The 12,788-nt window shown below is 33.3% G+C and carries 11 protein-coding genes and 2 CRISPR repeat arrays; of the genes, 5 read left to right on the plus strand and 6 right to left on the minus strand.

The genetic code is table 11. The features are described from left to right. A CRISPR array of direct repeats spans window positions 1-1,220; the repeat unit is 29 nt; unit sequence CTTTATAACCCACACGGTTCAGATGGAAC. 728 nt (window positions 1,221-1,948) lie between these two features. Continuing rightward, on the minus strand, window positions 1,949-2,188 hold the full coding sequence (locus tag Q0929_RS07460) for a NifU family protein (protein ID WP_299239380.1): 240 nt from the start codon (window positions 2,186-2,188) through the stop codon (window positions 1,949-1,951). 77 nt (window positions 2,189-2,265) lie between these two features. On the opposite strand from Q0929_RS07460, the gene tmk reads away from it, so the two are divergent. The 4 genes from tmk to Q0929_RS07480 are packed head-to-tail and all read left to right on the plus strand — an operon-like array spanning window position 2,266 to window position 5,624. Beyond that, complete coding sequence (gene tmk, locus Q0929_RS07465; protein WP_299239382.1) at window positions 2,266-2,880, plus strand: dTMP kinase; 615 nt, start codon at window positions 2,266-2,268, stop codon at window positions 2,878-2,880. Further along, window positions 2,877-3,815 carry a DNA polymerase III subunit delta' gene (locus tag Q0929_RS07470; protein WP_299239384.1) on the plus strand — a complete coding sequence of 313 codons (939 nt, stop codon included), beginning with the start codon at window positions 2,877-2,879 and terminating at the stop codon, window positions 3,813-3,815. Before tmk ends, Q0929_RS07470 begins: the two co-directional genes overlap by 4 nt. Then, window positions 3,808-4,680, plus strand: a complete 873-nt coding sequence (gene ricT / locus Q0929_RS07475) for a regulatory iron-sulfur-containing complex subunit RicT (RefSeq protein WP_299239386.1) — start codon at window positions 3,808-3,810, stop codon at window positions 4,678-4,680. Before Q0929_RS07470 ends, ricT begins: the two co-directional genes overlap by 8 nt. Next, window positions 4,677-5,624 (plus strand): KpsF/GutQ family sugar-phosphate isomerase, encoded by a 948-nt coding sequence (locus Q0929_RS07480; protein WP_299239387.1) that lies wholly within the window; start codon window positions 4,677-4,679, stop codon window positions 5,622-5,624. Before ricT ends, Q0929_RS07480 begins: the two co-directional genes overlap by 4 nt. Window positions 5,625-5,912: 288 nt before the next feature. On the opposite strand, the gene Q0929_RS07485 is transcribed toward Q0929_RS07480, so the two are convergent. Genes Q0929_RS07485 through Q0929_RS07505 form a run of 5 tightly spaced genes read right to left on the minus strand, consistent with a single transcriptional unit; the run spans window position 5,913 to window position 10,089 of the window. Beyond that, the gene (locus Q0929_RS07485; protein WP_299239389.1) at window positions 5,913-6,731 is read right to left on the minus strand and encodes a radical SAM protein; all 819 of its coding nucleotides are present in this window, start codon (window positions 6,729-6,731) and stop codon (window positions 5,913-5,915) included. Then, window positions 6,728-7,858, minus strand: coding sequence for a nitronate monooxygenase family protein (locus tag Q0929_RS07490; RefSeq protein ID WP_299239390.1), 1,131 nt, complete (start codon window positions 7,856-7,858; stop codon window positions 6,728-6,730). The genes Q0929_RS07485 and Q0929_RS07490 overlap by 4 nt, the downstream gene beginning before the upstream one ends. A gap of 17 nt (window positions 7,859-7,875) precedes the next feature. Further along, window positions 7,876-8,274 carry a hypothetical protein gene (locus Q0929_RS07495; RefSeq protein ID WP_299239392.1) on the minus strand — a complete coding sequence of 133 codons (399 nt, stop codon included), beginning with the start codon at window positions 8,272-8,274 and terminating at the stop codon, window positions 7,876-7,878. Between the two features lie 3 nt (window positions 8,275-8,277). Beyond that, window positions 8,278-8,823, minus strand: a complete 546-nt coding sequence (locus Q0929_RS07500; protein ID WP_299239394.1) for a Uma2 family endonuclease — start codon at window positions 8,821-8,823, stop codon at window positions 8,278-8,280. Window positions 8,824-8,832: 9 nt separating this feature from the next. Continuing rightward, window positions 8,833-10,089 carry an MFS transporter gene (locus Q0929_RS07505; protein ID WP_299239396.1) on the minus strand — a complete coding sequence of 419 codons (1,257 nt, stop codon included), beginning with the start codon at window positions 10,087-10,089 and terminating at the stop codon, window positions 8,833-8,835. Between the two features lie 1,026 nt (window positions 10,090-11,115). Next, window positions 11,116-11,409: a CRISPR direct-repeat array (repeat unit 29 nt; unit sequence GTTTGTAGCCTACCTATGAGGAATTGAAA). Window positions 11,410-11,584: 175 nt separating this feature from the next. On the opposite strand from Q0929_RS07505, the gene Q0929_RS07510 reads away from it, so the two are divergent. Further along, window positions 11,585-12,661: an efflux RND transporter periplasmic adaptor subunit gene (locus Q0929_RS07510; RefSeq protein WP_299239398.1), complete on the plus strand. Its 1,077-nt coding sequence runs from the start codon at window positions 11,585-11,587 to the stop codon at window positions 12,659-12,661. Window positions 12,662-12,788 lie beyond the last annotated feature (127 nt).

Genomic DNA, 12,788 nt, shown 5'->3' on the forward strand with positions numbered 1-12,788 from the left:
CTTTATAACCCACACGGTTCAGATGGAACCCAGAGAAAGAAAAAGAAGAAAAAAAAGATAGAACAACTTTATAACCCACACGGTTCAGATGGAACTTCCTAATTCTTCTTCTTTCCTTTTTATCTCAATTTCCTTTATAACCCACACGGTTCAGATGGAACCTATCAAGACTTATAAGTTGGTCAAGGAATGTTAGTGCTTTATAACCCACACGGTTCAGATGGAACAATGATTATGCCACTCCTTGGTACATTAAAGAAATGACTTTATAACCCACACGGTTCAGATGGAACCAACCCTGTCCCATTCGCCAAGGGACTGACGAGCACCTTTATAACCCACACGGTTCAGATGGAACACTTATGTAAAAAGTAATGTTTATACTTTCAGAAGAGCTTTATAACCCACACGGTTCAGATGGAACATCAACTACGTTTTCAACCTTAGTCGTGCCGTCCGACTTTATAACCCACACGGTTCAGATGGAACGAAGTTCTGTTGATATAGAGATAGAGTTCTATTACTACTTTATAACCCACACGGTTCAGATGGAACAATGATTATGCCACTCCTTGGTACATTAAAGAAATGACTTTATAACCCACACGGTTCAGATGGAACCAACCCTGTCCCATTCGCCAAGGGACTGACGAGCACCTTTATAACCCACACGGTTCAGATGGAACTCTTGACGAAGAAGAAGAATTTGACAATGAAGAGATTGCTTTATAACCCACACGGTTCAGATGGAACGCAAGAGGTCAAGGCAGGAGGAAAAGAAAAATTAAAAACTTTATAACCCACACGGTTCAGATGGAACCAACCCTGTCCCATTCGCCAAGGGACTGACGAGCACCTTTATAACCCACACGGTTCAGATGGAACTCTTGACGAAGAAGAAGAATTTGACAATGAAGAGATTGCTTTATAACCCACACGGTTCAGATGGAACGCAAGAGGTCAAGGCAGGAGGAAAAGAAAAATTAAAAACTTTATAACCCACACGGTTCAGATGGAACCGTCGAGAAGTTAATAGTTAAGGTTCCTGACATTTCAGTCCTTTATAACCCACACGGTTCAGATGGAACAAAGTGCATGTGGATGAGTTTTATACTGCTTTGTTTGACTTTATAACCCACACGGTTCAGATGGAACTTAGGAGGTAAAGAAAAATGGTAGAAACAGTTTATGCTTTATAACCCACACGGTTCAGATGGAACCCGTTAACTTTTAACTCAAAAATAAAATCGCTTTCAGCTTACTCTATCAATATTCTGATAATCATTATACCAAATTTTTAAAAAACCTGCAAGTTGAAGTTTTTTGCAGCAAACCTCGATATACAGAAAATATATTATTATATTTTATCCTTTAACATCCCATCACAAGCCTACCGCTGAAAACCCAAAACTCAGAAGCCCGCTGCAAATATCACTCCTTAACTTCCCGATCTTAAAAAATTTTAAAATAAAAAACTGCAAATTTTCAAAAAATTAAGCATTAAAAAATTAAAAATCAAAAAGTTTATTTCAACAAACACTTACAACTACTCTTCAAAAAATCCCTTTTAAGTCATCACTACACAAGCTTAAATCAAACATCAAAAAATAAAATCACTTTACCAATACCTTAACTTCAATGACTGCTAAGTCATCTCACTAAGCATTCAAACAATCTAACAAAAATCACTAAGATATTGATAAACCAATATCTAACGTCTCACATCTCACGTCTCACGTTTCACGTAAAACAAGCTTGTGCGGGCTTACCTATTCAATTGCCAAGGTACAGTTAAAAAATTAAAAATTATGTAATAAGTATATCAAAAAAATTTTCTATCTGTCAAGCAGAAATTGAAAGCTGTCATTCTACAGCCGAGCGAAGAATATCTGCCTATGTATCTCTATAATATCATTCTGAACGAAGATAAAAACCTCTTTTTACGTGATTATCCTAAATTTACAGCTACTACTTCTTTAACTTCAGGAATAGCTTGTTTTAATCTTGCCTCTACACCGCCTTTTAAAGTCCATAAAGACATATGACATCCTGAACATGCACCCATTAATCTAACATAAACAGTACCATCTTCACCAACATCAACAAGTTCAACATCTCCACCGTCAAATCTTAAATATGGTCTAACTTGCTCTAAAACTTCCTCAACCTTTTGTCTGTCTATTGCCATTTTAAAAACCTCCTACTTTGTTTATGCTAAAATTATATACCAAGCGGTTAAAATTTTTATGATTTATGCGAGGATAAATGGGGTTTTTTATTACGTTTGAAGGAATAGAAGCATCAGGTAAAACTACACAGATAAATCTTCTTTATGATTACTTAAAAAGTATAGGTAAGAATGTTATAAAGACAAGAGAACCTGGCGGGACTAAAATAGGTCAAAAGATTAGAGAAATATTACTTTCAAAATGGGATGAAAAATTTCCATACATAGCTGAACTTTTGCTTTACGAAGCAGACAGAAATATACATATTCACAACATAATCAAACCAAGCTTAGAAGCCGGTTATATAGTATTATCAGATAGATACATTGACTCTACAACTGCATATCAGCACTATGCAAGAGGGATTGATTATGAGATTGTCAGCTATCTAAATACTCTTGCAACAGATGGATTAAAGCCTAATTTAACATTTTTGATAGATATTCCTGTTGAAATTAGTCTTAAAAGATTAAGCGAAAGTAAAGACAGAATAGAGAGTGAAGATATAGAATTTCATAAAAAGTTAAGAGAAGGATTTTTAAAGATTGCTGAAAATGAAAAAGATAGATTTGTTGTCATTGATGGAACGATGGACATTATGGAAATACACAAAATTATTGTCGATTCGTTAAAGCAGAGAAGTATAATATGAAAGTTATCGGGCACGAGAAAGAAAAGACACTGATTAAGAAATATTTACATAAAAATTACGACTCTTTATCCTTACTATATGAAGGCAAAGATTGTATTGGTAAAAAGTTATTGGCTTTATATACTGCTCGTGGTTTTTTATGCGAAAAGAAAGAAGGTTTTGGGTGTGGAGTATGTAATGATTGTAAGTTAGTCAATAATTTAATTTCTAATGTTTATGAAAACACAAACCTAACACCGCATCCCAATATAATGCTTGTTCAATCTGACAACAGAGAGATAAAAATAGACCAAATTAGAGAAGCTATAAGCTTTCTTTCTTTAAAGTCTTCGAAAGGAAAGGTTTTAATCATAGAAAAGGCAGAAAATTTAAATACAGAAAGTGCAAATGCGTTGCTAAAAACCTTGGAAGAACCACCATCAAACACTTTAATCATACTTACAACCTCTAATCAAAATCAGCTTCTTCCTACAATAGTTTCAAGGCTAAAAAAAATTAGATTTAGAAAGTTAAGCCATCAGGATGTTATTGATATTTTAAGTCTAAAATTAAATGATGAAAAAAAGATTAAAGAGCTAGCTGATATATCAGATGGAAGCTTATGTATTGCTTCTACGTTATTGAAAAAAGAGGATATTTATGTATGGGCTAAAGATTTTGTTGGGATTTTGATAAACAAAAAACATCCGGAGGGTATATTTTCAATAGCAGCCAAGATAGACAAGATGGATATAGAAGATGTAAATCTTTTTTTTGATATAATTTTTAAATTCTACATTAAGCATAGCAAAGATTTAAAAGATATAGATAACTATCAAAGATTTTTAAATCAGTATAGATTGGCCATTACAAGTTTAAGAAAGGGTGTTAAGAAAAAGTTGATTGTTGAAAGCTTTTATTTTAGACTAACTCAAAAAGGAGCATTGTATGAATAATATAAAACCAGTTAGAATAAGGTTTTTTGATACAAACAAATTTTCCGAAGTAGAGGTTCCAGTAAGTGTAAAAAAGGGGGACTTTGTAGTTATTGAATCAGAAAAAGGTGAGGAGCTTGTTTTAGTTCTTGGTAATACAGTTTACACACCGGAATTAAAAAATTATAAATTTCTTAGAAAAGCAACAAAAGAAGACATTATGAAGTTTGATGCTTACGAAAACGAAGCTCAGGAGCATCTTAAAACCTGTAAAGAAGAAGCAAGCAATCAAGGATTAAAGATGAATCTTTTAAAAGCTTACATACCAATAAACAGAAGTAAAGTAATTTTCTATTATACTGCAGAAAGTAGAGTAGATTTCAGAGAGCTTGTAAAGATTCTTGCTAAAAAGATAAAGATGAGAATAGAGATGAGGCAGGTTGGAGTGAGAGATGGGGTTCAAATCGCAGGTGCAATTGGTATATGCGGTCAACAGTGTTGCTGTAATGTATTTTTAGATAAATTTGAAAATATCTCTGTAGAAATTTTAGAAGACCAAAATCTTCCGCCGACGCCGGCAAAGTTTACAGGAATCTGCGGAAGGCTTATGTGCTGTTTGACTTATGAACTTGGAAATTATGAGATTAAAAAAGACCTTCCGGAAATTGGTTCAACCATCAATTGGGACGGCAAAGATTATACAGTTAAATACTATGATTTTATAAGAGAGAAAATAATCTTAACAAACGAAGAAAATGATACGATTGAAATTAGCTTCAAAGAGCTTGAAGAAAAAGGAATGATTAAGCCACAAAACAGCTGTGGTGGATGCAATGGCTGTGGGTCAAAAGAAAATCTAACAATAACTGAGGCTAAGTTAAATTGATTTTGGATATTGCAAAAAAAACAATAGATGAGGAGATAAACGCGTTAAACAGACTTAAAGATTCGTTAGATGAAAATTTTGAAAAGGCTGTAAACTTAATTTTAAACTGTAAAGGTAAAGTTGTGATAACAGGAATTGGCAAATCAGGAATCATAGGCAAAAAAATTTCTTCTACTTTTTCATCAACGGGTACACCTTCATTTTTCTTACATCCAGCCGAAGCCATTCACGGCGACCTTGGGATGGTAGAAAAAGAAGACTTGATTTTAGCCATCTCAAACAGTGGTGAAACTCCGGAATTAATCGCAATCGTTCCAATTTTAAAAAGATGGGGCAACAAGATAATCTCTATAACAAATAAAAAAGACTCTACTTTGGCAAAATATTCTGATGTGGTTTTATATTTAAACGTTGACAAAGAAGCCTGTCCGCTGAATTTAGCACCAACTTCAACGTCAACGGCAACCCTTGTTCTTGGTGATGCTTTGGCAGTAGCATTACTTACATTAAGAGGTTTTAAAGAAGAAGATTTTGCAAGATTTCATCCAGGTGGTTCTCTTGGCAAAAAGCTTATGAAAGTTGAGCATATCATGAGAAAAGACCTACCATTATCTTATACAGATACACCTTTGAGAGAAGCTATTATTGAAATGTCAGAAAAAGGCTTAGGTGCTGTTTTGATAGTTGATAAAGATAATAATTTAGTGGGAATTATAACAGATGGCGACCTAAGAAGATTTATAAATAAAGGTGGCAGTATAGACAATTCTTTGGCAAAAGATGCTATGACAAAAAATCCGAAAGTAGCTGAAAAACATTGGTATGTTCTTCAAGCATTGGAGCTGATGGAAAGATATAACATAACAGTCCTTCCAGTGGTTGAAAACAGCAAGCCAATAGGAATAGTTCATATTCATGATATTTTAAAGAGTGGAGTGATTTAGGCTTTCATAGAGAATGAATATTTGAAAAAATTTTAAGATTTGATATACTATCATTTTGCATTTGTAATAAGAATACTATTTTTGCGTTTTTTGTCATTCTGTAGCCGTACGAAGAATTCCGCCTTCATGCCATCTATTTCGTCATTCTGAGCGAAGCGAAGAATCTCATATTTGCCTTCTTCCCTATCAAAAAGACATTGAAAGAGAAGATCCTTCAGACTTACGTCCTCAGGATGACCAGCAAAGGTAACTTCATTTTATACATACATTATACAGCTTACAGGAATTTTAGAGCATCCTCACTCCTGTTAACCTATTTACCATCAAAGTACCACAACCGCCTATTTTTCTTGTTCTGTATCTATTAGATAAAGTTGTTCTAACTCCATGACTTTTTAGCTTTAAAAATGCTTTTTCGTACTCTTCATCCGGAGTAGTTTTAAATGGCAAACTTTCTATCTCATTGTATTTAAGCAAAGAAACTCCAATGTTTAATCTTTTTGCAATGTTTGCTAAAGCTTCTAACTCTTCGTCAGAGTCGTTTTCTCCATAAATTAGCAGATATCCAATAGAGTAAAGCTTTCTTTTTCTGCTTGATAAAGTTTTTAAATGTTCTTCAAAGACTTGAATTAATTCTTCTATGCTATGAGAGTTTGGAATTAAGAATTTTCTTTTTTCTTCTAAAACTGAATGTAGAGATAATGTCAGTCCATCATGATTTAGATGAAGTAGCTCTTTAAAGTATTTTATGGGAAATCCTGTTGTGTAAAAGCTAACTTTTAAACCAATATACTTAAAGTAATCAAATGCTTGCTTAACATTTTCAAAATTTAACAGCGGTTCACCAATTCCGGCAAAGGCTATGTTTGTAATCTCAAATCCTTGGTCTTTTGCTATTTCATACTGATTAATAATCTCTTGTGATGAAAGATTTCTCATAAGACCATTTAAGCCAGATGCACAGAATGCACATCTGACCGAACATCCAACCTGAGATGAAACGCATAAAGTAGTCCTATAATGAACTGATTCTATGGTATATCCATCATCTGTTTTTATCTCTAATAAACTGTTAAGCTGGTCTTGGATAATTCCTTCTAATTTCATTTTGCTATTAAGCTTTCTTCCGGCTCCTCTTGTCCGGATGGTATTCCTTCAACAAGTTCTCTTATTAAATCCTTCACATGAACTAATCTTTTAATTCTATATCCATTAGCACCGGAGAAGAATAATCCAGTTTCTACTCTTCCAAGGTAAGCATCTCCAAGTCTATCTGCTATACAGTATCCAACTTTTTTAGCTTCTTCTCCATGATTACATGGTACCACACAGTTAGATACACATTTAACTTCCGGAGCTATTCCTCTTTCAATATCTTTTATAAGCTTTGTTACAATTCCCCTTGCCGGATAGCCAACAGGTGATTTAAGTAAAACTATATCTTCCTTTTTTGCATTTATGATAACTTTTTTAAATTCTGGTGATGCATCACATTCATAAGTTCCAACAAACCTCGTACCCATCTGAACGCCGGCAGCACCTTGTGAAATATACCACTCAATATCTTCTTTACTCCAAATTCCACCTGCAACTATGACCGGAAAATCTCCCCACATATCCCTCTCTTTTAAAACCTCAGGAAGAAGATTTTCTAACTGATATTCTGGCTTAAAACAGTCTTCATAAGGTATCCCTTGATGACCCCCGGACAATGGACCTTCAAGCACTACTGCATCAGGAAGTCTGTTATATTTCTTTTTCCAGTGTTTACAGATTACCCTTAAAGCCCTTGCAGAAGATACAATCGGCACAAGAGCAGCATCAGAACCTTCCGCATACTCAGGAAGTCTAAGTGGCAATCCTGCACCGGAGATTATTATTTTAGCACCGGCTTCAATAGAATCTCTAACGACTCTATCGTACTCTGTAATGGCACAGAGAATGTTTACGCCTATTATAGCTTTTTCCCCACCTGCAATCTCTTTTGCATCTTGTATTATTTTTGTTAAAGCTTCTTTGTTGTGAATATACTTACTTCCTATCGGTCTTCCATCTTTTAGTCTTACATAGTTAGGATATCTGTATCCTGTTCCAACGGCTGATACGACTCCTAAGCATCCATGCTTAGAAACATTGCCTGCCAAATTTTCCCACGATATACCAACACCCATTCCACCTTGGATTATTGGATATTCAAATTCATACTTTCCTATTCTTAAACTTGGTAAGCCCATTTTAAAAAAACCTCTCTTTAATCGATTTCTGGTAAAGCTTTCTTGGCTTTCAATATAGTAAATATATTTCTGTATAAATCAGGTTCACCTAACTCAAAAGCCAACGTATCTATTATATACTGATTTTTGCTTTTATATCCTTTTGCTATAAAATCTGCTATAAAAGGACCTCCCCTTCTCTTATGTTCATAAGCTACTGTCCCAATGACTCCAATATCAGATTTGTTTATTTTGTAAACAATATCCATCTCAAGAACTTCTTTTACTGCAAAATTAGCAAGAATATGCTCTTCTACCGCTTTTTTTATCTGGATTTCTTCATCATTTTGAGACTGAGAAACTACTTCATCAATGACTTCTTCTTTATTTTCTTCCGGTTTTTCTTCAAAATTCCCAAACTTAACTATTTTTGCCATCCTCTACTCCTCTTTAAAAATATCATTTAGATCAAATTCTAAACTCAGAATTTCAGAAAACACCTTACCGTTTTCCCTTGCAGAAGCTACAAGAACAAACCCATCGTCAGAGTTTTTATAAATCTCTACTGTTTTTCTTTTTGGGTCAACAATCCAATACTCTTTTACACCGTATTTTTGATATACCTCTTTTTTTTCAACCAAATCATAGTATGCACTTGAAGGTGATAAAACTTCTATTACTACATCAGGAGCTCCAATTATTCCCTTCTCTTCTATATTAGCTTTACTATCTTTTAAAACAACCACTAAATCTGGCTGGAATACATTCTCTTCGTCTAAGTATACATCTACTGGAGAGTAAAAAACCTCTCCTTTTTGGTCATTTTCTATATTTTTATACAAAATCTGAAAAATTCTTTTTGATATCTTTTGATGAAAAATACTTGAAGCTGGACTCGTAACAAGCTCCCCTTGGATAAGTTGATATGGCGAGCCTTCTGGAAGCTTTAAATAATCATGAACTGTTTTTTTAGCTAATGCTGGCATGTTAATCACCTATATTTCATTTTTGAAAGACTCTTTTATAAATAAAGTAGTAAGAAAACATATAAATGCAACCGCAGAAAGATAAACAGCCGGAGAGTATAAAATACCTGTTTTTTGAATTAGAAGCGTAGCAACCATAGGAACTGTTCCGCCAAATATTCCAAGAGATATGTTGTATCCAACAGAAAACGCAGTATTTCTTACATCCGGCGGAAAGTTTTCTACCAAGAATGTAGGAAGTATAGACATAAACAGTGATGATATTACAGCAAACGCAACATGAGACATTACAATGATACGGATATCGCCTGATAAAATTGCTTTAAATAAAAATACAGAAGCCGCTGAATATAAAAATGTAGATGCTAATAAAAATGGTTTTCTGCCATACTTGTCTGACAAATGAGCCATTACAGGTATTAAGATTATCAAAACAAACATCGCAAAGCTGTTTATAAACAAAGCCTTTGACATCTCAATTTTTAATACTTTACTATAAAACGTTGGCATATAGACAAATAATAAGAAAAACGCTACACCTTGTAAGCTACTGTAGATAATAGCTATTAAAAACTCTTTTGGATGGTGTATGAATGTTTTCAGTAGTGGATTTTTTGTTTTGTTTTCTTCCTCTATTGCTAAAAATTCCGGTGTTTCAGATGTGTTTTTTCTAATGTACATTCCTACTATAGCTAATACTATTCCAAATAAAAATCCAACTCTCCAACCCCAATCAAGTAAAGTTTCTTTATCGAAAGTAGAAGTTAAAAACGCTCCCATTAAAGAACCAAACATAATTCCAATCACAGCACCAAGTAAATTTATACTTCCAAAAAAGCCTCTTCTGTCTTTTGGTGCATGCTCTACCACAAACGTAACGGAAGTTGTATACTCTCCACCTGTTGACAGCCCTTGAAGTATTCTAAAAAAAGTAAGTAGTATTGGAGCTAAAATCCCAATCTGCTGATAGGTTGGAAGTAATCCTATCAAAAATGTAGGTATAGCCATCAAAAAGATAGAAAGTATCAAAGCCTTTTTTCTACCGTACTTATCACCTATATATCCAAACAAAACAGAGCCAAGAGGTCTAAAGAAAAATCCTACAGCAAACGCCCCAAACGATGCAAGAAGTGATACGGTTTCGTTTTCTGATGGAAAAAATAGCTGAGATAAAATTACAGCAAGATAGCCATATAAAGTAAAATCATACCATTCTAAAATATTCCCAACCATTCCTGAAAAAGCTACATTCTTGTTAGATGCCAATTTTCTTATCACCTCTAAGACTATTTTATAGAATTTAAAAATTTTAGCATATGTTAAATAGTAGTATGCTTTAAATTTCTACTAAGTGTATTCCAAAAATTCACATAGTCATCTGCAGCCAGCGAAGAATCTCCTGTTTTTCTTTTCAAAAAACATCAAAAAACGAAATTCTTCAACCAACGGCTTCGGTATGACAAGGAAAGGTAAACTTACAGGAATTTTGGAACACCCTCTCAAATTTTGCTTAGAGTTATCCAATGGTGTCATTCTGAGCGTAGCGAAGAATCTCGTATTTTGTTTTCAAATTAAAAAATCAAAAAAGAGATTCTTTAGACTTTGTCCTCAAGATGGCACGAAAAGTTAAGCTTACGAAAATTTTGGAACACCCTCTATTTCTGCTTGACATATAGAAAATTTTTTTGTATATTTATAATAGCTTTTTAATTTTTTTAACTGTACCTTGGCAATTGAATAGGTTAGCACACACAAGCTTATTTTAAGTGAAACGTGAGACGTGAGAAGTGAAACGTTAGAAGTTTGTTTATCAATAGCTTAGTGTTTTTTGTTAGATTGCTTGATGGCTTGGTGAGATGATTTAGCAGTCAGTAAAGCTAAGGTATTGATAATGTGATTTTATCTTTTGATGCTTGATTTAAGCTTGTGTAGTGATGTTTTTAAAAAGATTTTTTGAAAAGTGAATGTAAGTATTTGTTATATTAGATTTTTTGATTTTGAAATTTTAAGCATTTAAGTTTTTTGAGATTTAGGAGTTTTTTTATTTTAAAATTTTTTAAGATCGGGAAGTTAAGGAGTGGTATTTGCAGCGAGCTTCTGAGTTTGTGGTTTTCAGCGGTTGGCTTGTGATGGGAAGTTGAAGTATAAAATATAATAATATATTTTCTATATATCGAGGTTTGCTGCAAAAAACTTCAACTTGCGGATTTTTTAAAAATTTGGTATAATGTTTTATACATTGGCAATTGAATAAGATTTTTGCGAATTTATTTTTGAGTTAAAAGTTGACGGGTTTGTAGCCTGCGCTGAACTCTACTTAGAAAGTCATCTAATTTCATAGGTTAAAAGTTGACGGGTTTGTAGCCTACCTATGAGGAATTGAAATGGGCTTAATTTTTTTTGTATATAATCAGGGAGATGGAGTTTGTAGCCTACCTATGAGGAATTGAAACAATTCCCGGAAAAATAGATGAAGACGACAACGGAATAGTTTGTAGCCTACCTATGAGGAATTGAAACCTTCAAATACGGCTAAATTGTCCAAAAACTCCGCATCGTTTGTAGCCTACCTATGAGGAATTGAAAACTCATCAAGTAAAAATCTATCAATAGTTTCTGTTTTATATCTTGATGATAAGCACAAGAGCACTTAATCTGATTAAATAGTAGACCTCTTTATTTGAGTAATATTCTTCTCCTTGACACTATTTATTTCAATGTCGTATAATTATGACTGATAAATCAGTCAAAGAGGATTTAAATGAAAAATAAAATCATTCCAATACTAATAGCCATAGCAATCTTAGCCGTTGGCTTATTTATAGTCAAGTCTATAAATCCTAAAAAACAAGAACAGCCAAAACAAAAACCTACACCGGTTGTAAAAGTTTTAGAGCTAAAATCTCAAGAAATCCCAATAATCTATACAGCAAATGCAACATTACAAGCAAAAACATCAGCAACTTTAAAACCACAAGTTAATGGCAGAGTAATAAAATTATTTATAGAAGAAGGACAGTATGTCAAAGCAGGACAGCCACTTGCAATAATCCAACCAGAAAAAGAACAATACCAAATAGAATCACAAATTTCAGTCATAGAACAACTTAGAGCAAACTATTTGAATAAAAAAGCTATATATGAAAGAAGAAAACAGCTGTTTGAAAAAGAACTTATAGCCAAAGAAGAAGTTGACAATGCTAAAACAGATATGGAGATTGCTTTAAATCAACTCCGCTCAGCTGAAGCAACATTAAAAGAGTATGAAAGACAGAAAAACGAAACAGTTATAAAAGCTCCATTTGATGGAATTGTTGATAAAAGATTTATAAGCATTGGAGATTATGTAGATAGTCAAACACAAATGTTTTATATCTTAAAGCCTAGTCCGCTATGGGCAGTCTTTAGCCTACCGCAGCAGTATATAAAAAATATAAAAATCGGAGGTTTAATAGATATTGATATAGATGGAGTAGGAAAGGTCAAAGGAAAAATAGATTATATATCTTCATCCCTTGACCAAAATAACTTGATTGTGGTAAAAGCATTAGTAGAAAATCCTGATGACAAATTAAAAGAAAATATGTACGGTAAAGCTAACATAGTTGTTGATGTAAAAAAAGGATTTAGAATTCCTGAGCAAGCTTTGCTTTTAGCAGGAAATGAAAGTTTTGTGTATAAAATCCAGGATGGAAAAGCTTTTAAAGTAAAAGTAGATGTAATCAATCAATCTTTTGGCTTTGTAGATATAATAGGAAATCTTCAAGAAGGTGATAAAATAGCTATTACAAACTTAATGATGCTGAAAGATGGAATGCCGGTTAAAGCTATAAACTAAAGGTGAAAAAAATGAAAAAACAGCTAATACTTAGTCTAATAGCAGTACCATTAATAAACGCATACAGCATAACCTTAGAAGAAACCCTTAATATTGCTGAAAAGAACGCTACAAAAATAAGACTATC

The organism is Sulfurihydrogenibium sp. (assembly GCF_028276765.1).
Classification (GTDB): Bacteria; Aquificota; Aquificia; order Aquificales; family Hydrogenothermaceae; genus Sulfurihydrogenibium.